Origin of the sequence: Bacillus sp. A1 (assembly GCF_042296235.1) — a bacterium.
Taxonomy (GTDB): Bacteria; Bacillota; Bacilli; order Bacillales; family Bacillaceae; genus Bacillus; species Bacillus velezensis.
In genome coordinates this window covers 2,244,632-2,266,149 of sequence record NZ_CP141181.1, presented here as the reverse complement: position 1 = coordinate 2,266,149, position 21,518 = coordinate 2,244,632, and the positions used below count along the sequence as shown (strand labels likewise).

The following is a 21,518-nucleotide window of genomic DNA, read 5'->3' as shown; positions in this document are numbered from 1 at the left end:
AGGAGGAGAATCATGAATTTACAATCGGATGTTTCTTTATTTTTAAAGGACAGTCTGACACACCGCACCATTCCAATCGCAGAGACTTTTACGGTCGACACGATCACACCCATTCAGATGGTTGAAAAACTGGACAGAAACATTACGTATCTTTTAGAAAGCAAGGATGAGTCGTCAAGCTGGTCGAGATACTCTTTTATCGGCCTCGATCCTTTTATCACCATTAAAGAGAGTCATAACACATTCACTGCCGCTGATCCAAATGGGCATACGCTGTTTGAAGCGGGAGAATTAAAAGCCGTGCTTGACTGGATGAATGAGAGCTTCCGCATTAAAACACCCGAGCTTGATATCCCATTTTCGGGAGGGGCTGTCGGTTATCTGAGCTATGACATGATTCCTTTGATTGAGCCTTCCGTGCCAAGCCACGCGAAAGAAACAGATTTCGAAAAATGCATGCTGTTTGTCTGCCGGAAAATCATCGCGTACGACCACGAAACGAAACAAGTGCATTTCATTCAATATGCGGAGCTTAACGGTCGGGAGACGGAGGAAGAAAAGCGGGCCGTTTTTAAAGAAAATTGCGCGGAGCTTCGTAAGCTTATCGGTATTTTGACAGAATCGAAAGATATGAAAGAGCCGTTTTTTTCTAAAGAAACGTTTGACACGCCAAGTTTTGCCGATGTGACATCCAATTATACGAAAGAAGAGTTTATGGCCGGTGTTAATAAACTGAAAGAATATATAAAAGCGGGAGACATTTTTCAAGGGGTGCTTTCGCAAAAGTTTGACATTCCGGTATCCAGACATTCATTTGAGCTGTACAGGGTGCTCCGCATCATCAATCCTTCACCCTATATGTACTATATCAAACTGCCTGACAGAGACATTGTCGGGAGTTCGCCTGAACGTCTGATCCGCGTGCATGACAGGCACCTGGAAATTCATCCGATTGCCGGAACGAGAAGAAGGGGCGCCGGAAAAGAAGAGGACGAACGCCTGAAAAAAGAGCTGATGAATGACGAAAAAGAAAAAGCTGAACATTACATGCTCGTCGATCTGGCGCGCAATGACATCGGCAGAGTTGCGGAGTACGGTTCCGTAGCCGTTCCGGAATTCACAAAGGTCGTTTCTTTTTCACATGTGATGCACATCATCTCTGTTGTAACCGGCCGTTTAAAACAGGGCGTCCATCCCGTTGACGCGCTGATGTCAGCATTCCCGGCAGGAACACTCACGGGCGCTCCGAAAATCCGCGCGATGCAGCTTTTAAATGAATTAGAACCGACTTCCAGAGAAACCTACGGCGGATGTATCGCTTATATCGGATTTGACGGGTCAATTGATTCGTGTATTACCATCCGCACCATGAGTGTCAAAAACGGTACGGCATCGGTGCAGGCGGGCGCGGGAATAGTCGCCGATTCCGTCCCGGAAGCCGAATATGAAGAAAGCTGTAACAAAGCGGGGGCGCTTTTAAAAACGATTCAAATCGCAGAAGACATCTTTTCTGGCGGGGAGGAGAAGACGGATGAACAAATTTCTGCAATCGTGCGTTAATGGCCGTACGCTGAAAACCGGAGAAGCTGAAAAGCTGATGGAAATGATGATGAACGGGGACATGTCGCAGTCTGAGATCGGCGGGATTTTATCGGTGTTAGCCCACCGAGGTGAAACGGCGGAGGAGCTTGCCGGATTTGTAAAAGTGATGCGGGCGCGGGCACAGACATCAGGTGGCTTGGCGGATGTCGTTGATACGTGCGGAACAGGCGGAGACGGGATTTCTACGTTTAACATATCCACGGCAGCGGCAATTACAGCTTCTGCCGCCGGAGCTAAAGTTGCCAAGCACGGAAATCGCTCCGTTTCGTCTAAAAGCGGCAGCGCGGATGTGCTGGAAAAGCTGGGGGTTTCCATTCAAGCCACTCCAGACAGCGTCAAACGCAGCATTGAAATGAAACAAATGGGGTTTTTGTTTGCGCCGCTGTTTCATTCGTCAATGAAGCACGTCGCCGCCGCAAGAAAAGAGCTTGGCTTCCGAACCGTATTTAATCTGCTGGGCCCGCTCAGCAACCCGCTGCAGGTGAAGCGGCAGGTGATCGGCGTCTATTCATTTGATAAAGCGCGCCTGATGGCAAGCGCTTTGGAACAATTTGATGTCAGACACGTCATGCTTGTCTCTGCCCGTGACGGATTAGATGAATTGTCCATCTCAGCACCGACCGATATCATTGAACTGAAAAACGGTGAACGTCTGGAATATTCCGTTTCACCTGAACAATTCGGTTTTACAGAAGGTTCACTAAAGGATATTCAAGTGAGTTCATCGGAAGAAAGCGCGCTCCTCATTCAGAATATTTTTGCAAATAAAGCTCCGTCATCCGCTCTGCATATTACCGCCTTAAATGCGGGCGCGGCCATTTATACGGCAGGTCTTGCAAACGATCTGGAAGAAGGAACGAAAACCGCCTTAGAAGCGATTCAAAACGGAGATGCTAAAAGGCAGCTCGAACGTCTGAAACAGAAAGAGGAAGAAATGTATGCTTGATCAAATCATTCAGCAGAAAAAAGAAGAAATAAAATCCATCGTGCTGCCGGAAACCTGTCAAATTGAACGGAGATCCTTTAAAAAAGCGCTCCTGAACCCGAACCGTTTTATCGGGCTGATTGCCGAAGTGAAAAAAGCTTCGCCGTCTAAAGGATTGATTAAAGAGCATTTTGTTCCGGAAACGATTGCGGCGGATTATGAAGCGGCTAAAGCCGACGCCCTTTCAGTTCTCACGGATACCCGTTTTTTTCAGGGGAGAAATCAATTTCTGACAGATGTTAAACAAACCGTGTCTCTTCCCGTGCTGAGAAAAGATTTTATTATTGATTCCCTTCAGGTGGAGGAATCGTTCAGGATCGGCGCCGATGCCATTTTGCTGATCGGGGAAGCGCTGGAACCTTCAGAGCTTCATGAGCTTTATCTAGAGGCCCGCGAGAAGGGCATGGACGTTCTCGTTGAAATCCATGATGAAACTGTGCTTGAACGGATTTTACAAGTGTTTCAGCCGGACATTCTCGGCATAAACAACCGGGACTTAAAAACGTTCCGTACTTCTGTTTCGCAAACGGAAAAAATAGCGCAGCTTGTACCGGACGGCTGCCTGCTGGTCAGCGAAAGCGGCATCGGTTCTTTGGCTGACCTGCAATTTGTCAACAAGCACGGGGCGCAGGCTGTATTGGTCGGAGAATCCTTAATGAGAGAGGATTCGCAGCAAAAGGCGATCCGCGGACTGTTCGGGGAGTGACGATATGAAAAAGCCTGAGTTAAAGTACTGCGGAATACGATCGAAGCGTGATTATGAACTTGCGGCAGCTTCAGAAGCGGATTATCTGGGATTTATTTTTGCCGCAAGCAAACGGAGAGTAACGCCGGATGAGATCCGGAAATGGAAAGAGCAGGTCCGGACAGACAAGAAACATGTCGGAGTATTTGTAAATGAAACGATAGAAAACATCGCGCAAATCGCCTCTGATCTGGCACTTGACGTCATCCAGCTTCACGGTGATGAATCGCCTGAGGATGCCCTCCGCCTCCGCCCGCTAGTGCGCTCGGAGATATGGAAAGCGCTCCATCACGGGGAAGGGACGCTCCGTCAGATGGCTCAATTCGCACCTGCTGTCGACGGTTATGTCATTGATTCTTCAGTGAAAGGAATGAGAGGCGGCACGGGAATCGCGTTTTCATGGGTCCGTGTCCCCTTGTACCGAAAGCAGGCTCAAAATGCGAGCAAGCGCTGTTTTATCGCGGGCGGCGTTAATCCTGAAACGATTACCGGCTTACTGAGATCGCGTCCGTGCGGTATAGATCTTGCCAGCGGAATTGAAAAAAACGGACACAAGGATCAAACACTGATCCGGCTTTTAGAAGAAAGGATGAACCACTATGTATCCATATCCAAATGAAATCGGAAGATACGGCGAATTCGGCGGCAAATTTGTTCCTGAAACATTGATGCGGCCCCTTGAGGAAATCGAAACGGCTTTCACAGAATTAAAGAATGATCCCGTTTTTCATGCCGAATATAAAAAACTATTGTTTGATTACTCCGGAAGACCGACCGCATTAACGTTCGCAGACAGGGTGTCGGAGTATTTGGGAGGGGCGAAAATCTATCTGAAAAGAGAAGATTTAAACCATACCGGCTCTCATAAAATTAACAACGCGCTAGGCCAGATTCTGCTTGCCAAAAAGATGGGCAAAACGAAAATCATCGCCGAAACCGGTGCGGGACAGCACGGTGTGGCTGCCGCGACAGCCGCCGCAAAATTCGGCTTTAAGTGTACGGTTTTTATGGGTGAAGAAGACGTTGCGCGCCAGTCGCTGAACGTATTCCGGATGAAACTGCTCGGCGCGGAAGTGGTGCCGGTCACAAGCGGCAACGGCACGCTGAAAGATGCGACGAATGAGGCAATCAGGTATTGGGTCCAGCATTGTGAAGATCATTTCTACCTTATCGGTTCTGTAGTGGGGCCGCACCCGTATCCGTATATCGTTCGCGAATTTCAGAAAATCATCGGCGAGGAAGCGAAAGAACAGCTCCGCCGGGTTGAAGGAACGCTCCCGGATAAGGTTGTTGCATGTGTCGGCGGCGGAAGCAATGCGATGGGCATTTTTCAGGCCTTTTTAGACGAAGATACTGAGCTGATCGGCGCCGAGGCGGCCGGAAAAGGAATTGATACGCCGCTGCATGCGGCAACGATCGCAAAAGGGACGCTCGGGGTGATTCACGGTTCAATGACCTATTTAATACAAGATGAATACGGGCAGATTATCGAACCGTACTCCATTTCAGCAGGCCTTGATTACCCGGGGATCGGCCCTGAGCACGCCTATCTGCATAAAAGCGGCCGTGTAACGTACGAAAGCGTGACAGACGATGAAGCGATTGCCGCGTTACGTCTGCTTTCTGAAACAGAAGGTATTCTTCCGGCTATTGAATCTGCCCACGCCCTGGCAAAAGCGTTTGAAATGGCAAAAGACATGGATAAAGATAAAATCATTCTCGTCAGTTTGTCGGGAAGAGGAGATAAAGATGTTCATACGCTGATGAATGTTTTGGAAAACGGGGTGGAGACACATGTTTAATCTGCGAGATTCTGAAAAATTATTTATCCCTTTTATTACAGCTGGCGATCCGCTTCCTGACATTTCTGTTGAGCTGGCAATATCATTGCAGAATGCAGGCGCTTCTGCCCTTGAGATCGGCGTTCCTTACACAGATCCGCTCGCGGACGGACCCGTCATACAACGGGCTTCAAAACGGGCTCTGGAAAACGGAATGAATATCGTAAAAGCAATTGAACTTGGCGGCAAAATGAAAAAAAACGGCGTTCATATTCCAATTATCCTCTTTACGTATTATAATCCTGTGTTACAATTAGAAAAAGAATACTTTTTCGCTTTACTGCGGGAAAACGACATAGACGGTCTGCTTGTACCCGACCTTCCATTAGAGGAAAGCGCCCTTTTGCAAATGACATGCAAAAAGGAGAACATCGCTTATATCTCACTGGTTGCGCCGACAAGTGAAGACCGTTTGAAAATAATTACTGAACAGGCCAGCGGCTTTGTGTATTGTGTATCCTCTTTAGGAGTGACGGGCGTACGCAGCGAATTCGATCCGTCTGTATACTCTTTCATTCGTAAGGTGAAAGAATTCAGCTCTGTTCCGGTGGCGGTCGGTTTTGGCATTTCAAACCGCAAACAGGTTGACGGGATGAATGAAATATCTGACGGTGTCGTTGTCGGCAGCGCGCTTGTCAAAAAAGTTGAAGAGCTTAAAACAAAGCTTGTGAATCCCGGAACAAGAGCTGATGCGCTTCTTGAATTTGAAGAATACGCAAAGACGTTCGGACGACTGTACAGTGTAAAATGAGGTGACTGGATTTGCAGATTAAAGAACAGCTGCGGCAGCTGAAACCGTATCAGCCGGGCAAACCAATAGAAGAAGTGAAAATGGAATACGGGCTTGAGAAAGTAGTAAAACTCGCTTCTAACGAAAATCCGTTCGGCTGTTCACAGGCCGCTAAAGATGCGCTGCATCAGGAGATTGAGCAGCTTGCGCTGTATCCCGACGGTTACAGTGCCGCTTTGAGAACGCGGCTCAGTGAGCATCTGCAGGTCAGTGAATCTTCTATTATTTTCGGCAACGGCTCTGATGAGCTTGTGCAGATTATCTGCCGTTCTTTATTAAATGATCAGGCAAACACGATTACCGCCGCCCCGACTTTCCCGCAATACAGACACAATGCGGTGATTGAAGGCGCTGAGGTGCGCGAGGTGCCGCTCCGCAGCGACGGCGCTCATGATTTGGACCGGATGCTGGAAGCAATTGACGGCAAGACGAAAGTCATATGGGTATGCAACCCCAATAATCCGACGGGGACATATACTTCTGAGCAAGAGCTAATCGCCTTTTTAAACAGAGTTCCCGAGCATATACTCGTTGTACTTGATGAAGCGTACTACGAGTATGTTACGGCGGAAGATTACCCAGAAAGCATTCCGCTTTTAAAGCAATATGCGAATGTCATGATCCTCCGCACCTTCTCTAAAGCGTACGGACTTGCCGCGCTGCGCGTCGGATACGGCATTGCGGACGAAGCGCTGATCCGCCAGATTGAACCGGCGAGAGAGCCGTTCAATACGAGCAGAATCGGTCAGGCTTCGGCACTGGCAGCGCTTGATGACCAGACATTTATTCAGGAATGCGTCGAGAAAAATAAAGCAGGCCTTAAGCAGTATTATGATTTTGCAGAAACTCACGGATTAACTTGTTATCCTTCACAAACCAACTTTGTGCTCATTGATTTTAACCGCCCGGCGGATGAACTGTTCCAAGCCCTGTTGGAAAAAGGATATATCGTCCGCTCAGGACAGGCGCTCGGATTTCCGACAGCGTTAAGGATTACGGTCGGTACGAAAGAGCAGAATGAGGAAATTCTCACAATTTTAGCTGCAATATTATAAGAGGTGATCAGGCATCACCTCTTTGCTCTATTAAAATAGTTGAAAAAGGAAATGAGTGAAATGAAGGATACTATATTGCTTGCGGGGATCGGGCTGATCGGCGGATCGATCGCATTGGCCATCAAAAAGGAGCATCCGCATAAACGGATTATCGGTGTGGATATTTCGGAAGAACAGCTCACTGCCGCGCTGAAGCTCGGAATTATTGACGAGCGGGCCGGCTCATTTACGGAAGGGGCGCAGCAAGCGTCTGTTGTCATTATCGCCACGCCTGTCGCCCAAACGCTGAAAATGCTCGATGTGCTGGCCGAATCAGACATCACCCATGAACTCCTGATTACGGATGTCGGCAGCACGAAACAGAAAGTCGTCAGCTACGCCGACAAAGTGCTTCCGGCTCACTATCAATTTGTCGGCGGCCATCCGATGGCGGGATCTCATAAATCCGGGGCCGCTGCCGCGAAAGAATTTTTATTCGAAAATGCGTTTTACATTTTAACACCCGGAAAATCAACTTCTAAAGAGTCAGTAACGCATCTGAAGGAACTCTTGAAAGCGGCAAACGCCCACTTTGTGGAGATGACTCCCGAGGAGCATGACGGCGTAACGAGCGTCATCAGCCATTTCCCTCATATCGTTGCTGCAAGCCTCGTACATCAGGCTCATCATGCTGAAGAAGATTATCCGTTTTTGAAACGTTTCGCAGCCGGCGGTTTTCGGGACATCACCAGGATCGCCTCAAGCAGTCCGGCGATGTGGAGGGACATACTTCTTCATAACAAAGATAAACTGCTTGACCGCTTCAAAGAATGGAAACGGGAGATTGACACGATCGAATCTTATGTAGAAAATGAAGATGCGGACAGCCTGTTCGGATATTTTAAAAAAGCGAAAGATTATCGCGACGGTCTGCCGCTCCGTCAAAAAGGAGCGATCCCGTCCTTTTATGACCTTTATGTCGATGTTCCCGATCATCCGGGGGTCATTTCGGAAATTACGGCGATATTGGCAGAAGAAAAAATCAGTATCACCAACATCCGCATTATCGAAACAAGAGAAGATATTAACGGAATTCTCAGAATCAGTTTCCAGACTGATGATGACAGGAAGCGGGCGGAAACCTGCATTCAATCCCGCGCTAAATATGACACATTTTACGCTGACTGAGGTGGAAAACATTGAAAAGAGAAAAAGTGATGTCTTTAAACGGTGAAATTCATATTCCGGGGGATAAATCCATCTCCCACCGTTCTGTTATGTTCGGAGCGCTTGCGGAAGGAACGACAACGGTAAAAAACTTTTTGCCCGGAGCCGATTGTCTGAGCACCATTGCCTGCTTCAGAAAAATGGGTGTCTCCATTGAACAAAACGGAAGTGATGTAACGATATACGGGAAGGGCATTGACGCACTTTGTGAGCCTGACAGCCTTCTTGATGTCGGAAATTCCGGCACGACCATCCGCCTGATGCTCGGCATTTTAGCCGGACGCCCATTTCACAGTACGGTAGCGGGCGACGAAAGTATTGCAAAGCGCCCGATGAAGAGGGTGACGGAGCCTTTAAAACAGATGGGAGCCGCGATTGACGGAAGAGCGGACGGAGGATTTACGCCTTTATCCGTAAGAGGCGGACAATTGAAAGGCATTGATTACGTCTCCCCTGTTGCAAGCGCGCAGATCAAATCCGCCGTGCTGCTTGCCGGATTGCAGGCTGAAGGGACGACGACCGTCACTGAGCCTCATAAATCAAGAGACCATACGGAACGGATGCTGAACGCTTTTGGCGCCGAGCTTGCGGAAACGGAGACGAGCGCTTCCGTAACGGGCGGTCAGAAGCTTCGGGGAGCTGATATTTTCGTGCCCGGCGATATTTCTTCAGCGGCCTTTTTCCTCGCCGCAGGCGCTGTCGTTCCCGGAAGCCGGATTGTGCTGAAAAATGTCGGCCTGAATCCGACACGCACGGGAATGATTGATGTCTTAAAGCAAATGGGGGCTTCACTTGAAGTGATTCGTTCAGAAGCGGACAGCGCGGAGCCTTACGGAGACCTGGTTATTGAGTCTTCAGATCTGAAAGCGGCAGAAATCGGCGGAGAAATCATTCCCCGTTTAATTGACGAGATCCCGATTATCGCCCTTTTGGCAACGCAGGCTGAAGGCACAACTGTCATTAAAGACGCTGCGGAGCTGAAGGTGAAGGAAACGAACCGGATCGACACCGTCGTATCAGAGCTCCGGAAAATCGGCGCAGACATTGAACCGACTGAAGACGGCATGAAAATACACGGCAAAAAAATGCTTGCGGGCGGAGCCGATGTGTCAAGCCACGGCGACCACCGCATCGGCATGATGCTCGGTATCGCTTCATGCCTGACAGAAGAGCCGATTGACATCCGTGATACTGAGGCGATCCATGTCTCATATCCGTCATTTTTTGAGCATTTAGATCAATTAGCCAAAAAAGCCTGAAGACGATTCTTCGGGCTTTTTTCTTCATGAGTCATAAAATCTTGGGCTTTGACATAGCTTGTCTTAAACAGAAAAATAAAAGAAAGGGGGAATGCGTTTTCGTTACAGAAACAGCCGGAACAAATTGCGCTGTTTGCGTATAAAGATGCCGTCCCCTTTTTTGCCGTTTTCCTCTTAACCATTTTCTGATAAACTATAATGCCGGGTGAAGCATCTTATTTGCGGGCAGGCCCTGTCTGAATTATGATAAGAATAACCCGAATAAAAACCCTTTTCATTGGTTGATGAGGTATAGGAAAAGAAAGGACCGGTCTGATTTGAATACATTGATTCAAGAAGCCATAAAATTAGTTGAAGCAGGTGAAACCGAAAAGGGACTCAAAGCGCTTTCAAAAGCTGAAACGCAGCTTCATGACGAAGACAAAGCCATTGCAGCCCAGCTCTACTATGAATGGGGAAACGCCGAAAAAGCGTTAGCGCTGATCAGTGATCTGCATGACCTTTATCCGGATGAGTCTGAGCTGACGAATTTTTACGCCGAATTGTTAATAGATATTGATGAAGAAGAAAAAGCTCTTGAGGTGCTGGAGACGATTTCTCCGGAAGACCCGTCTTACGCGGAAAGCCTTCTTTTAATGGCTGATCTGTATCAGATGCAGGGCTTATTTGAAGTAAGTGAGCAAAAGCTGTTACAGGCGAAAGCGATGTTACAAGATGAACCTGTTATTGATTTCGCTCTGGGGGAATTATACTTCACTCAGGGGTCATACGCAAAAGCCGTTCCGTACTATGAAGAGACGGCAAAAGAACGGCACGAAATCGGCGGCGTAAATGTTCATCAGAGGCTGGCTGAGTCATTGAGCGCGGCGGGCGAATTTGAGGAAGCGATTTCATGGTATGAAAAAGCGGCGGCAGAACATACAGAACCGAATACGATTTTCGGATACGGGTTCACAGCCTATCAGGCGGGAATGGTCAAAACAGCCATCAAGCAGCTGTCTGATTTAAAAGGGCTTGACCCTTCCTATTCATCGCTTTATATGCCGCTTGCAAAAAGCTATGAGGCAGAAGGCATGTATGAAGATGCATTAAAAACCGCTAAAGAAGGTATTACTTACGATGAATACAATAAAGAGCTTTTTCTCTATGCGGCGAAAATGGCGTTAAAGCTCGGCAACGAAGAGGAAGGCAAAAAGCTTCTTCAGGAAGCGCTGGCGCTCGATCCGGGTTACGTGGAAGCGCTCCATACGCTTTTAGCCGTCTATCATAAAGAAGAAAGCTTTGAAGAGATTATTGATCTGATTCAGGAAGTCCGCGGCTACGGAGAAGAAGATCCGAAATACAATTGGTATTTGGCGGGTGCCTATACAGGCCTTGAGCAATACGCTGAAGCGAAAAAAAGCTTCGAAGCTGCGTATCTCCATTATCAGGATGATCGGGATTTCTTATATGAATACGCTCACTTCTTATTGGAAGAGGGCCTCCAGAAAGAAGCGCTGCCGCTTTTAAAACAAGTGCTTTCAATGGATGGAACAAACGAAGAGCTTGAAGAAACAATCTTACGGATAGAGGATGAATTTTTAAGATAAGCAGGATTTTGGACCATGCTTGCTGAATGTATAAGTGATGTCAGATTATACGATCGATAGAGGAGGGAATTACATGCAGACCCCTGTTTCTGTCAATGAAAAAAAGGATTTTATCCGTTGGTTTTTAAATCATTATCAGCTTAAACGCCGGGAGTGCGTCTGGATTTTAAATTATTTAATGAGTCATGATTCATTAATGGAAAAAGTCCATTTTGTAGAACAAGCCGAATTTTGCCCGCGAGGCATTATCATGTCTACTCATTGCGTTGATGAGGTGCCGTTTAGGTTTTACAAAGAAAATGTCATGACTACGGACGCGGAAAAATCTTTTCACGACATCCGGTTAAATAAACAGCAGGATTTATTTATCCAGCTGAATTTCCGTTCGGCCTACAGCTCACCGGAATATGCCGCTGTTCTTGAATCAAATCCGCATCTGCCGAAAGACCTGTTTGAAAATAAACAGGATCAGGGGATGGCTGAAAAAATATTAGAACATGCCATTTCCACTTTCCAGCGGGAAAAGCTGCTTAAAGATATCGACGAGGCGCTGGACCGCCACGACAAAGAAACATTTGAAAAGCTTTCCCGCCAATTGAATCAGCTCACATAAATGACAGCCTTGCAGAGTATGCAAGGCTTGTTGCGTAAAGAGGAGGAACGAGACATGAGATGGAGGGCCGCTGATGCCGATGCCTATTTACAATCTGCGGATTACATTGATACCGCTGTCATTCCGTTAATTTCCATAACATCTTCAGGAGGCTTAAAAGAGGCCGTTGAACAGGGGGAAAGCACCCAATTGCTTTCTGAAGAGCTTGAGCGCCAATTGAAGGGACGGGTATATTTATTCCCCTCTTATACATATGTTGATATAGACCAATCACAAATCGCCCTGCTTCAAAAACTTAAAGAAGAGGTGATGACCAACTTCCGGCACGCCTTGTTCCTGACGGCAGACGAAAAATGGAAGGATTCTGAAATAGGGTCTGATGTCATATACATACCTGCCGTTCCGTTTGAACATATGAAAGACTCTTTAAAGAGAAAAATAGCGGATGACAAGTGCGGAGAAATTTTGAACGTTTTGTTACAGAAGTGGAACAATTCTTAAAAACTCCATACATCCCGCAAAACACCCGTTTTGCCTCTGTTGACCTTGCTGAAAGATTCATATATTATGAGGGTGTCAAATCTCTGAATTATTTTCTATTTTAGTTAATTTTTGGTCAATCTTTAGGGGGGGAAGAGATGGGCGGAAAACAAGATATATCAAGAAGACAATTTTTAAACTATGCGCTCACCGGCGTGGGGGGATTTATGGCCGCCAGTGCGCTTATGCCCATGGTCCGTTTTGCGCTGGACCCGGTATTAAAACCGACGGGAGATCAAAAAATGGTGCAGGTTGTCAGTGTGGATGAGCTGACGAAGGAGCCAAAGCGGTTTGACTTTAAAATTCATCAAGTCGACGCCTGGTACGAATCGGAAGAATCCAGGTCAGCCTGGGTTTACAAGCACGGGGATGAAATTATAGCGCTTTCTCCGATCTGTAAGCATTTGGGCTGCACCGTAAACTGGAACAATGATCCTAAAAATCCGAACAAGTTCTTTTGTCCCTGCCATTACGGGCTGTATGAAAAAGACGGCACGAACGTTCCGGGCACGCCGCCGCTCGCGCCTCTTGACCGTTATGAGCAAAAAGTAAAGGACGGCTTTTTGTATCTTGGAAAAGCAAAGCCTAGGGGGGAAGGGTGACATGCTGAATAAAATTTATGACTGGGTGGATGAACGTCTCGATATTACGCCGATGTGGCGGGATATCGCCGACCATGAAGTGCCGGAACATGTAAATCCCGCTCACCATTTCTCGGCTTTTGTCTATTGTTTCGGCGGTTTGACGTTTTTTGTAACCGTTATCCAAGTGCTGTCCGGGATGTTTTTAACGATGTATTATGTGCCGGATATAAAAAACGCGTGGGAATCCGTGTATTATTTGCAGAATGAAGTCGCTTTCGGGCAGATTGTAAGGGGTATGCACCATTGGGGCGCAAGTTTAGTCATTGTGATGATGTTTTTACATACGCTGCGGGTTTTCTTTCAGGGAGCTTATAAAAAGCCTCGGGAATTGAACTGGATCGTCGGTGTTCTGATCTTTTTTGTGATGCTCGGTCTCGGTTTTACAGGGTATCTGCTTCCGTGGGATATGAAGGCGCTGTTTGCGACAAAGGTAGGTCTTCAGATTGCGGAGGCGACGCCATTGATCGGAGCGCAGGTGAAAACTCTTCTTGCCGGCCACCACGATATTGTCGGCGCCCAAACGCTGACGAGATTTTTTGCGATTCACGTATTTTTTCTCCCTGCCGCTTTGTTTGCGCTCATGGGCGCCCACTTTGTCATGATCCGCAAGCAGGGAATTTCAGGACCGCTTTAATACAAATCTGATATAAAAGGGAGGGGATGACATGCACCGGGGGAAAGGAATGAAGTTTGTAGGAGATTCAAGGATACCGGCTGAAAAAAAACCGAATATACCGAAAGACTATTCAGAGTATCCTGGAAAGACAGAGGCGTTTTGGCCGAACTTCCTGCTGAAAGAATGGATGGTCGGGGCCGTTTTCCTCGTCGGATTTCTCGTTTTAACGATTGTGCACGAGCCGCCTTTAGAACGGGTGGCGGACCCGACGGATACAGGGTATATTCCGCTGCCGGATTGGTATTTTCTATTTTTATACCAGCTATTAAAATATGAATATGCCGCAGGGAGCTACACCGTTATCGGCGCGATGATTATACCGGGTCTTGCCTTCGGGTCGCTGCTTTTGGCTCCGTTTCTCGACAGGGGGTCTGAAAGAAGGCCGTGGAAGCGTCCGGTTGCGGTCGGGATGATGCTTTTGGCGCTTTGTGCTACGGTCTTTTTAACGTGGCAGTCAGTCGCGACGCATGACTGGGCGAAGGCGGAGGAGCAAGGGAAAATCAAAAAAGAAGCCGCCATTGATACTGAATCAGACGGTTATAAGGTATTTAAAGAACAAGGCTGTATTTCCTGTCACGGGGATAATCTTCAAGGCGGAAGCGCCGGTCCGTCCCTGGTCGATAACGGGCTGAGCCCGGAAGAAATTAAAAAAATCGCCGTCAAAGGGAAAGGACAGATGCCAGCCGGTATTTTTAAAGGGAATGACAAACAGCTTGATCAGCTGGCGAAGTTCATTTCTGAAACGACAGCGAAATAACGTATTGTGAAGCAGACAATAGCAGGATATACTTTTATGAAAAGAGCTGACCGGATGTCAGCTTTTTTTGCATGATACATACTTTTACGGACTGAGAGTTGATGGTATGAGGTGGATTTCTTATCTTTTAGGGTTGCGCGGCATGCTTCTGCTTGTTCTTGCCGTTAATTTTATCGGTACGGTGTACGGCTATTATTGGTATGTGCCTCAGCTTGCGGACACGCCGTTCCGATTTCTGATATTTGTGCCTGACAGCCCGACGGCGACGTTTTTCTTCCTGTTCGTGCTTCTGGCATTTCTCATGGGAAGAAACGCGCCGCTGTTTGAAGCGCTGGCTCTTGTAACCCTTGTAAAATACGGGCTGTGGGCGGTCGGAATGAATGTCTTTGTGTTGGTCAAAATGGGGCAGATGCCTTGGGAAGGGTACATGCTGATTGCTTCACATTTTGCCATGGCCGTTCAAGGCGTTTTATACAGCCCGTATTTTCGGTTCCGGTTATGGCATCTTGCCGCTGCCGCTGTTTGGACGCTTCATAATGATGTCATTGATTATCTTTTCGGCATGATGCCCCGCTACTCAATGCTCAATGACTATATGCAAGAGATCGGCTATGCTACATTCTGGCTGAGCATATTTTCACTCGGCCTTGCATACTATTTGGTGATTTCCAAAAGACGGATAAAGCTTGACTTACACTGATAGAATCTTGGTCTAACCTTGTCCCGCTCCTCATATTCTGTAAAGAGAAGGAGTGGGAGGGACCTCTATGAAACGAAAGCTGACGATCTGTCTTTTACTTGCTCTTATGTGTTTCATCACAACTGCCAAAGCTGAAGATGAGGGCGGTCTCAAGGAACTGAACGACCTTTCGGATACCGTTTTCCAAATGACGCGGCATTCGCAGTATGATGAGGCTCTGCAAGTGCTTGGCTACTTTAAGAAAAAAATGACACACGTAAACTCACTGAGCGGCGCCGAAGTCAGGCAGGTGACTCTGGGTTTCAATGATTTAGTGCGCGTTCTGAAACAGGCAGACGCCTCAGATAACGAAAAAATCCGGGCAGCCGCCCAGTTCAGGTTGGTAATGGATGCGATGGAAGACCACTCCGATCCGCTGTGGGGTTCGCTTGAAAGACCGATTATGGCGACATTCAGCGCCTTAAAAGAAGATGTCAGCGGAAACGGAAGTGAAAATTTCAATGAAAAGTGGAATGAATTTATATCATTATATGATTTAATTTATCCCAGCCTGACAATGGATGTGTCTGCCGGCCAGCTTGATACGGTGGCGAAACATATCGAGGTGATTGAGCAGGAAGGGTTTCAGCAGATGACAAAAGGAACAAAGCTTGAGCGTCTGACGCTCCTGCAGCAGGATTTAAAGCGGGTTTTTGACAAGGTGGAGCGGGATGACGCTGATCCTTCGCTGCTCTGGGTCATTCTGACAACAGGCGGTATCATTATTACTGCGCTGACATATGTCGGCTACCGAAAATACAGAGCGGAAAAAAAGAAAGAGAAAAAGCGTGAGTATCCTAAGTCTAAATAAACACAAATTGCTGTAAAGGAGCTAAGCCAGTGAAAAAACTCATCCAGCAATTGGCTTCAAAACACCTCCCGCAGCCGATCAGAGGCAGAAAAGGGGCGACTGACGAAGGACCGCGAAACCTCGCGCGTGACTTCCAGAATCCTGACATGCTCGTTCCGCCTTCAACGGATGCAGGAACGGTTCAAAATTTGAAATTCTCATTTTCTGATACGCATATGAGGCTTGAAGACGGAGGATGGTCCAGAGAGGTGACGGTCAGGGAACTGCCGGTATCCAAAAACATCGCGGCGGTGAACATGAGACTGAAGCCGGGAGCTGTGCGGGAGCTTCATTGGCATAAAGAAGCCGAATGGGGATATGTGATTAACGGAGGAGTCCGTTTAACTGCGGTCGATCAAAATGGGCGGAATTTTATTGATAATGTCAGTGAAGGGGATCTGTGGTATTTTCCTTCCGGCATTCCTCATTCCATTCAAGGATTAGAGCAGGGAAGTGAGTTTTTGCTCGTCTTTGATGACGGCTCTTTTTCAGAAAACAGCACCTTTTCAGTAACGGACTGGTTTGCCCATACCCCGCGCAGCGTGCTGGAGGCGAACTTCGGTGTTCCCGGATATGAGTTGGCTTATATTCACAAGAAAGAGCGTTACATGTTCCAGTTGGAACCTCCTCCACCTATCGAGCAGGCAGCAGTTTCTTCCCCGGAAGGCACCGTTTTGGAGCCGTTCAGCTACAAGCTTTCCCGGCAGGAGCCCCTTGTTACCAGCGGGGGAAGAGTAAAGATTGTCGATTCAAAAACGTTTAAGGTGTCAAAAACGATTGCCGCAGCTCTTGTGGAGGTCGAACCCGGGGGCATGAGAGAATTGCATTGGCATCCGAATACGGACGAGTGGCAGTATTATCTTTCAGGAGAAGCGAAAATGACGGTGTTTGCGGCGGAAGGAAGAGCGCGGACATTTAACTATCAAGCGGGTGACGTAGGATATGTTCCTTTTGCAATGGGACATTATGTTCAGAATACCGGTGACACCGTGCTTCGCTTTCTGGAAATCTTCAAAAGCGACCGTTTCGAAGACGTCTCTTTAAACCAATGGCTGGCACTGACGCCGCAGCGCTTCGTCGAGCAGACGCTCAATGTCAGTCCGGCATTCGCCCGCCGATTGAAAAAGAAAAAATCACCGGTTGTCAAATGGAAACACGAACAGTAAAGGCGGCAAAAGCCGCCTTTTTATTATCGTCTGATCGGATTTTTATTTTCATCAAGCGTAAATCCTTCGCCGAGCACATCATGGACGTCGCTTACTGCAACAAAGGCGTGCGGGTCAACGGAAGTGATGACGCTTTTCAAAAGCACAATTTCGTTTTTCGGAACGACGCAGTAAAGAACGTCCCTGTCTTCTTTTGTATATGATCCCTGTCCTTTCAAAACGGTGACGCCGCGCTCCATCTCTTCAATGATTTTTTGCTGGATCAAATCGTTTTTCGAAGAAATAATCGTTGCCCCTTTTGCGGCATAGCCGCCTTCCTGTATAAAATCAATCAATCTCGCAGCGACAAAAACGGCTACAAGCGTGTACATCGCTTCCTTGTAAGAAAGATACGTAAACAAAGAAAGAAGAATGACACAGGCGTCAAAGGCAAACATCGTCCGGCCCATCGGGATTCCGAAAAATTTGTTGATCAGCCTGGCGATGATATCGACCCCGCCCGTCGTGCCGCCGTATTTAAAAATAATGCCGAGACCCGCGCCGATAAATACACCGGCGAACAAGGCGGCCAGCGCTAAATCATGGGACAGCGGCATATGAATTTCGTAGCGCTGAAAAACACTCAGAAAAACAGAAAGAGAGACGGTGCCGATCAGGGTATAGACAAACATCGTCCGGCCGAGCATACGCCAGCCGATGAAAAAGATAGGAATGTTCAATACCAGGTTGGAAATAGAAGGGCTGATGTGGAATAACGCATATAAAAGCAGCGTAATGCCGGTAAATCCGCCTTCCGCCAAATTGTTCTGCATATTAAAGTGAACCAGTCCGAATGAAAAAACAGCGGCGCCGATTAAAATAAAGCAAATGTTTTTGATTCTGATTTCTCCAAGCATTGCATCAAACCCCTTTTCCTTCCATAAGATTGCGTAAATATTATAGTGGATACAAAAGAAAACAGCAAACTGCCGTTTTTAACATTTGTCAAATGTACTTGAATTAGCTAACATGGAAGAGATGACAGGAGGTATTCGCACAGTGAGTGACAAAACGATGAAAGACTTACAAGCTGAGGTCGATGAATATATCGGCCAATTCAAAGAAGGCTATTTCAGCCCGCTTGCCATGATGGCCCGTCTCACGGAAGAACTGGGCGAACTTGCAAGAGAAGTCAACCATTATTATGGTGAAAAGCCGAAGAAAACGACGGAAAATGAGAAAAGCATGGAAGAGGAAATGGGTGATGTGCTGTTCGTCCTGATCTGCCTCGCCAACTCCCTTGATATTTCATTGGAGGAAGCTCATAACCGCGTCATGCATAAATTTAATACACGTGATAAAGACCGCTGGACTAGAAAAGAAGAAGGAAAGTAGGAGAAACCATGTCAAATGAAACCATTAAAGTCGTCATTGCCGGACCGAGAGGCAGAATGGGCCAGGAGGCCGTAAAACTTGCCGTCCGCACGCCTCATTTTGAGCTTGTCGGCGCCATTGACCATACATACGATCAGCAAACATTGCGGGAAGTGATGTCAGCTGATTCAGACGCTCTTATTTATACGGATATCCGCGCATGTTTCCAAGAAACAAAACCGGATGTGCTGATCGATTTGACAACGCCTGAAATCGGCAAAAAACATACGAAAGCCGCTCTTGAACACGGCGTCCGCCCCGTTGTGGGAACGACCGGATTTTCTGAAGCGGATTTAGAGGAGCTTCAAGCCTTGACTGAAGAAAAAGGAATCGGCGCCATCATCGCTCCGAACTTTGCATTAGGCGCGGTGCTGATGATGAAGTTCTCACAAATGGCCGCCAACTATTTTGAAGATGTAGAAATCATTGAGCTTCATCATGATCAAAAGCTGGATGCCCCGAGCGGAACGGCGCTGAAAACAGCGGAAATGATCTCAAGCGTCCGTACAGAAAAGCAGCAGGGCCATCCTGATGAAAAAGAAATTCTGCCGGGCGCCCGCGGTGCTGAATTAAACGGCATCCGCCTTCACAGCGTGCGTCTGCCGGGCCTTATCGCCCACCAGGAAGTCATGTTCGGCATGGACGGCCAGACGCTGAAACTGCGCCATGACTCCTATAACCGGGCTTCCTTTATGTCAGGAGTGAAGCTGTCAGTGGAGCAAGTGATGAAAATCGACCAGCTTGTATACGGACTCGAAAATATTATCGACTGAATCGGCAAGGGGGAGAACATCAAATGAAAATTGCTTTGATTGCTCACGATAAAAAAAAGCAGGATATGGTTCAGTTTACGACCGCATATAAAGATATACTGAGCCATCATGAGTTATACGCGACAGGTACGACGGGCCTGAAAATCCAGGAAGCGACCGGATTGTCTGTTGAACGTTTTCAATCCGGCCCGCTCGGCGGAGATCAGCAAATCGGCGCATTGATTGCAGCAAATGCCCTGGATCTCGTCATTTTTCTGCGCGATCCGTTAACTGCGCAGCCTCACGAACCGGATGTCTCGGCGCTGATCCGGTTGTGTGACGTATACGCGATCCCGCTCGCCACAAATATGGGAACAGCGGAAATCCTCGTCCGGACGCTGGATGGCGGGGCATTTGATTTCCGCAATCTTGTGCGCGGAGGAGAACCGAATGTCTGAACACGTTGATATTCTGGCGTTCGGCGCCCATAGTGATGATGTCGAGATCGGTATGGGCGGCACGATCGCAAAATTTACGGCTCAAGGAAAAACCGCGGTGATATGCGATTTGACCGAGGCCGAACTATCATCTAACGGAACGGTAGGGATAAGAAAAGAAGAAGCGGCAAAGGCGGCCCGAATTCTCGGCGTAAAAGAGAGAATCCAGCTTACGCTTCCCGACCGCGGGCTTTTGAAAAGTGAGGACGGCATCCGCCGGATTGTCAGTGTCATCAGAGCCTGCCGGCCGAAAACCGTTTTCATGCCTTATCCGAAAGACCGCCATCCTGACCACGGCAATGCGGCGGCTTTGGTCGAAGAAGCGGTGTTCTCGGCGGGAATTCATAAATACAGAGATCACCAGGAACTGCCGGCTCATAAGGCTCAGCGCGTATACTATTATATGATCAACGGGTTTCACCGTCCGGACTTTGTAATCGACATAACGGAAACCATCGATCTGAAAAAAGAAAGCCTGCACGCCTATCAAAGCCAGTTTATTCCTACGGCGCAGTCAGTGAACACACCGCTGACCAACGGTTATATCGAAATGGTGGAAGCGAGGGAAAGACTGTATGGCAAAGAAGCCGGGACGGGGTATGCCGAAGGCTTCTTTTCAAAACAGCTTCCCGTTTTGAATGATGATGTTTTTGGGGGCGGACAATGAGACCATTAAAAATAGGGATTACATGCTACCCGAGTGTCGGAGGCTCGGGTATTATTGCGACGGAACTCGGCAAGCTGCTTGCGGAAAAAGGGCACCAGGTTCATTTCATCACATCAAGCATCCCGTTCAGATTAAATACATATCATCCGAATATTCATTTTCATGAGGTGGAAGTCAACCAATACGCGGTATTTAAATATCCGCCTTATGACCTTACGCTGGCGAGCAAAATCGCCGAGGTTGCCGCGAGGGAAAATCTTGATATCATTCACGCGCATTATGCGCTGCCGCATGCGGTATGCGCTTATCTCGCCAAGCAGATGCTCAAGCGCGACATCGGCATCGTGACGACGCTTCACGGTACGGACATCACCGTTTTAGGATATGATCCGTCATTAAAGGATTTAATCCGTTTTGCCATCGAAGCGTCCGACAGAGTGACGGCGGTATCAACCGCGCTTGCCGGAGAAACATATGACTTAATCAAGCCGGATAAAAAAATTGAGACCATCTACAACTTTATTGATGAACGTGTTTATCTTAAGAAAAATACAGAGAGTATAAAAGAGAAACATGGCATTTTGCCGGATGAAAAGGTCGTCATCCATGTTTCGAACTTCAGAAAAGTAAAACGTGTTAAAGACGTCATCCGCGTTTTCCGTAATATCGCAGCCAAAACAAAGGCGAAGCTCCTGCTTGTCGGCGACGGGCCGGAAAAGTGCGTCGCTTGGCAGCTTGTCGAAAAATACGGACTGCAGGATCAAGTGCTGCTCCTCGGAAATCAGGACAGAGTGGAAGAGCTGTATTCCATCAGCGATCTTAAGCTTCTTCTGTCTGAAAAAGAAAGTTTCGGACTCGTCCTCCTTGAAGCGATGGCCTGCGGCGTGCCGTGCATCGGAACAAATATCGGCGGAATCCCGGAAGTGATTAAAGATCAAGTAAGCGGTTTTCTGGTGGAAGTCGGAGATATTCAGGCGGCATCTGAAAAAGCGCTTGCCGTTTTAGAAGATAAACAGCTCAGCAAACGATTGACTGATCATGCGCTGAAAATGGTGGAGACCGCCTTTTCTTCGCAAAGAATCGTCAGTCAGTATGAACGGATTTATGACGAATTGGCAGGACCGGAGTGATC

Annotated in this window: 24 protein-coding genes; 23 read left to right on the top strand and 1 reads right to left on the bottom strand. The window is 47.7% G+C overall.

Annotated elements, in window-relative coordinates; all coding sequences use genetic code 11:
• Positions 1–12: 12 nt before the first annotated feature.
• From trpE to U2H13_RS10975, 18 genes are all read left to right on the top strand, one after another.
• Complete coding sequence (gene trpE / locus U2H13_RS11060; RefSeq protein ID WP_014418259.1) at positions 13–1,560, top strand: anthranilate synthase component I; 1,548 nt, start codon at positions 13–15, stop codon at positions 1,558–1,560.
• Complete coding sequence (trpD, locus tag U2H13_RS11055) at positions 1,532–2,548, top strand: anthranilate phosphoribosyltransferase (RefSeq protein ID WP_014418258.1); 1,017 nt, start codon at positions 1,532–1,534, stop codon at positions 2,546–2,548. Before trpE ends, trpD begins: the two co-directional genes overlap by 29 nt.
• Complete coding sequence (gene trpC, locus U2H13_RS11050) at positions 2,541–3,293, top strand: indole-3-glycerol phosphate synthase TrpC (RefSeq protein WP_014418257.1); 753 nt, start codon at positions 2,541–2,543, stop codon at positions 3,291–3,293. The genes trpD and trpC overlap by 8 nt, the downstream gene beginning before the upstream one ends.
• A gap of 4 nt (positions 3,294–3,297) precedes the next feature.
• Positions 3,298–3,951 (top strand): phosphoribosylanthranilate isomerase, encoded by a 654-nt coding sequence (locus U2H13_RS11045; protein WP_014418256.1) that lies wholly within the window; start codon positions 3,298–3,300, stop codon positions 3,949–3,951.
• A complete protein-coding gene (gene trpB / locus U2H13_RS11040; RefSeq protein WP_014418255.1) occupies positions 3,932–5,134 on the top strand; it encodes a tryptophan synthase subunit beta in 1,203 nt (400 codons plus the stop codon). The genes U2H13_RS11045 and trpB overlap by 20 nt, the downstream gene beginning before the upstream one ends.
• Positions 5,127–5,924, top strand: a complete 798-nt coding sequence (trpA, locus tag U2H13_RS11035; protein ID WP_014418254.1) for a tryptophan synthase subunit alpha — start codon at positions 5,127–5,129, stop codon at positions 5,922–5,924. The genes trpB and trpA overlap by 8 nt, the downstream gene beginning before the upstream one ends.
• Positions 5,925–5,935: 11 nt before the next feature.
• On the top strand, positions 5,936–7,018 hold the full coding sequence (gene hisC, locus U2H13_RS11030) for a histidinol-phosphate transaminase (protein ID WP_014418253.1): 1,083 nt from the start codon (positions 5,936–5,938) through the stop codon (positions 7,016–7,018).
• A 51-nt stretch (positions 7,019–7,069) separates the two neighbouring features.
• Entirely contained in the window at positions 7,070–8,185 is a 1,116-nt protein-coding gene (locus U2H13_RS11025; protein ID WP_025649795.1) for a prephenate dehydrogenase, read from the top strand.
• A gap of 11 nt (positions 8,186–8,196) precedes the next feature.
• On the top strand, positions 8,197–9,483 hold the full coding sequence (gene aroA, locus U2H13_RS11020; protein ID WP_032863584.1) for a 3-phosphoshikimate 1-carboxyvinyltransferase: 1,287 nt from the start codon (positions 8,197–8,199) through the stop codon (positions 9,481–9,483).
• Positions 9,484–9,800: 317 nt separating this feature from the next.
• A complete protein-coding gene (locus tag U2H13_RS11015; RefSeq protein WP_014418250.1) occupies positions 9,801–11,072 on the top strand; it encodes a tetratricopeptide repeat protein in 1,272 nt (423 codons plus the stop codon).
• 73 nt (positions 11,073–11,145) lie between these two features.
• Positions 11,146–11,685, top strand: coding sequence for a ReoY family proteolytic degradation factor (locus U2H13_RS11010; RefSeq protein WP_003153482.1), 540 nt, complete (start codon positions 11,146–11,148; stop codon positions 11,683–11,685).
• 54 nt (positions 11,686–11,739) lie between these two features.
• On the top strand, positions 11,740–12,186 hold the full coding sequence (locus tag U2H13_RS11005; RefSeq protein ID WP_003153483.1) for a YpiF family protein: 447 nt from the start codon (positions 11,740–11,742) through the stop codon (positions 12,184–12,186).
• Between the two features lie 137 nt (positions 12,187–12,323).
• Positions 12,324–12,827, top strand: a complete 504-nt coding sequence (locus tag U2H13_RS11000; protein ID WP_003153484.1) for a ubiquinol-cytochrome c reductase iron-sulfur subunit — start codon at positions 12,324–12,326, stop codon at positions 12,825–12,827.
• Between the two features lies 1 nt (position 12,828).
• Positions 12,829–13,503 (top strand): menaquinol-cytochrome c reductase cytochrome b subunit, encoded by a 675-nt coding sequence (gene qcrB / locus U2H13_RS10995; protein WP_003153485.1) that lies wholly within the window; start codon positions 12,829–12,831, stop codon positions 13,501–13,503.
• A gap of 31 nt (positions 13,504–13,534) precedes the next feature.
• Entirely contained in the window at positions 13,535–14,302 is a 768-nt protein-coding gene (locus U2H13_RS10990; protein ID WP_007409471.1) for a menaquinol-cytochrome c reductase cytochrome b/c subunit, read from the top strand.
• A gap of 106 nt (positions 14,303–14,408) precedes the next feature.
• Positions 14,409–15,002 carry a DUF1405 domain-containing protein gene (locus U2H13_RS10985; RefSeq protein WP_167860242.1) on the top strand — a complete coding sequence of 198 codons (594 nt, stop codon included), beginning with the start codon at positions 14,409–14,411 and terminating at the stop codon, positions 15,000–15,002.
• Positions 15,003–15,069: 67 nt separating this feature from the next.
• On the top strand, positions 15,070–15,852 hold the full coding sequence (ypjB, locus tag U2H13_RS10980; RefSeq protein WP_021494234.1) for a sporulation protein YpjB: 783 nt from the start codon (positions 15,070–15,072) through the stop codon (positions 15,850–15,852).
• A 29-nt stretch (positions 15,853–15,881) separates the two neighbouring features.
• Positions 15,882–17,057 (top strand): oxalate decarboxylase family bicupin, encoded by a 1,176-nt coding sequence (locus tag U2H13_RS10975; RefSeq protein ID WP_022553036.1) that lies wholly within the window; start codon positions 15,882–15,884, stop codon positions 17,055–17,057.
• A 23-nt stretch (positions 17,058–17,080) separates the two neighbouring features.
• Here U2H13_RS10975 and U2H13_RS10970 read toward each other — a convergent pair whose 3' ends face one another.
• Entirely contained in the window at positions 17,081–17,953 is an 873-nt protein-coding gene (locus U2H13_RS10970) for a YitT family protein (RefSeq protein WP_003153493.1), read from the bottom strand.
• A gap of 142 nt (positions 17,954–18,095) precedes the next feature.
• Here U2H13_RS10970 and U2H13_RS10965 point away from each other — a divergent pair, with 142 nt between their 5' ends.
• Genes U2H13_RS10965 through bshA form a run of 5 tightly spaced genes read left to right on the top strand, consistent with a single transcriptional unit; the run spans position 18,096 to position 21,516 of the window.
• Positions 18,096–18,431, top strand: a complete 336-nt coding sequence (locus U2H13_RS10965) for a nucleotide pyrophosphohydrolase (protein ID WP_003153495.1) — start codon at positions 18,096–18,098, stop codon at positions 18,429–18,431.
• Between the two features lie 8 nt (positions 18,432–18,439).
• A complete protein-coding gene (dapB, locus tag U2H13_RS10960) occupies positions 18,440–19,243 on the top strand; it encodes a 4-hydroxy-tetrahydrodipicolinate reductase (protein ID WP_003153497.1) in 804 nt (267 codons plus the stop codon).
• A gap of 23 nt (positions 19,244–19,266) precedes the next feature.
• Positions 19,267–19,680, top strand: a complete 414-nt coding sequence (gene mgsA / locus U2H13_RS10955) for a methylglyoxal synthase (protein ID WP_003153499.1) — start codon at positions 19,267–19,269, stop codon at positions 19,678–19,680.
• Entirely contained in the window at positions 19,673–20,386 is a 714-nt protein-coding gene (gene bshB1, locus U2H13_RS10950) for a bacillithiol biosynthesis deacetylase BshB1 (RefSeq protein WP_014418244.1), read from the top strand. The genes mgsA and bshB1 overlap by 8 nt, the downstream gene beginning before the upstream one ends.
• Positions 20,383–21,516: an N-acetyl-alpha-D-glucosaminyl L-malate synthase BshA gene (gene bshA / locus U2H13_RS10945; RefSeq protein ID WP_015240093.1), complete on the top strand. Its 1,134-nt coding sequence runs from the start codon at positions 20,383–20,385 to the stop codon at positions 21,514–21,516. The genes bshB1 and bshA overlap by 4 nt, the downstream gene beginning before the upstream one ends.
• Positions 21,517–21,518: the final 2 nt, after the last annotated feature.

What these genes read in the sequence shown, in the direction of transcription:
- trpE (WP_014418259.1), top strand. Translation starts at nt 13, where the DNA reads ATGAATTTACAATCGGATGTTTCTTTATTTTTAAAGGACAGTCTGACA.
- trpD (WP_014418258.1), top strand. Translation starts at nt 1,532, where the DNA reads ATGAACAAATTTCTGCAATCGTGCGTTAATGGCCGTACGCTGAAAACC.
- trpC (WP_014418257.1), top strand. Translation starts at nt 2,541, where the DNA reads ATGCTTGATCAAATCATTCAGCAGAAAAAAGAAGAAATAAAATCCATC.
- U2H13_RS11045 (WP_014418256.1), top strand. Translation starts at nt 3,298, where the DNA reads ATGAAAAAGCCTGAGTTAAAGTACTGCGGAATACGATCGAAGCGTGAT.
- trpB (WP_014418255.1), top strand. Translation starts at nt 3,932, where the DNA reads ATGTATCCATATCCAAATGAAATCGGAAGATACGGCGAATTCGGCGGC.
- trpA (WP_014418254.1), top strand. Translation starts at nt 5,127, where the DNA reads ATGTTTAATCTGCGAGATTCTGAAAAATTATTTATCCCTTTTATTACA.
- U2H13_RS11025 (WP_025649795.1), top strand. Translation starts at nt 7,070, where the DNA reads ATGAGTGAAATGAAGGATACTATATTGCTTGCGGGGATCGGGCTGATC.
- U2H13_RS11010 (WP_003153482.1), top strand. Translation starts at nt 11,146, where the DNA reads ATGCAGACCCCTGTTTCTGTCAATGAAAAAAAGGATTTTATCCGTTGG.
- U2H13_RS11005 (WP_003153483.1), top strand. Translation starts at nt 11,740, where the DNA reads ATGAGATGGAGGGCCGCTGATGCCGATGCCTATTTACAATCTGCGGAT.
- U2H13_RS11000 (WP_003153484.1), top strand. Translation starts at nt 12,324, where the DNA reads ATGGGCGGAAAACAAGATATATCAAGAAGACAATTTTTAAACTATGCG.
- qcrB (WP_003153485.1), top strand. Translation starts at nt 12,829, where the DNA reads ATGCTGAATAAAATTTATGACTGGGTGGATGAACGTCTCGATATTACG.
- U2H13_RS10990 (WP_007409471.1), top strand. Translation starts at nt 13,535, where the DNA reads ATGCACCGGGGGAAAGGAATGAAGTTTGTAGGAGATTCAAGGATACCG.
- U2H13_RS10985 (WP_167860242.1), top strand. Translation starts at nt 14,409, where the DNA reads ATGAGGTGGATTTCTTATCTTTTAGGGTTGCGCGGCATGCTTCTGCTT.
- ypjB (WP_021494234.1), top strand. Translation starts at nt 15,070, where the DNA reads ATGAAACGAAAGCTGACGATCTGTCTTTTACTTGCTCTTATGTGTTTC.
- U2H13_RS10970 (WP_003153493.1), bottom strand. Translation starts at nt 17,953, where the DNA reads ATGCTTGGAGAAATCAGAATCAAAAACATTTGCTTTATTTTAATCGGC.
- dapB (WP_003153497.1), top strand. Translation starts at nt 18,440, where the DNA reads ATGTCAAATGAAACCATTAAAGTCGTCATTGCCGGACCGAGAGGCAGA.
- mgsA (WP_003153499.1), top strand. Translation starts at nt 19,267, where the DNA reads ATGAAAATTGCTTTGATTGCTCACGATAAAAAAAAGCAGGATATGGTT.
- bshB1 (WP_014418244.1), top strand. Translation starts at nt 19,673, where the DNA reads ATGTCTGAACACGTTGATATTCTGGCGTTCGGCGCCCATAGTGATGAT.
- bshA (WP_015240093.1), top strand. Translation starts at nt 20,383, where the DNA reads ATGAGACCATTAAAAATAGGGATTACATGCTACCCGAGTGTCGGAGGC.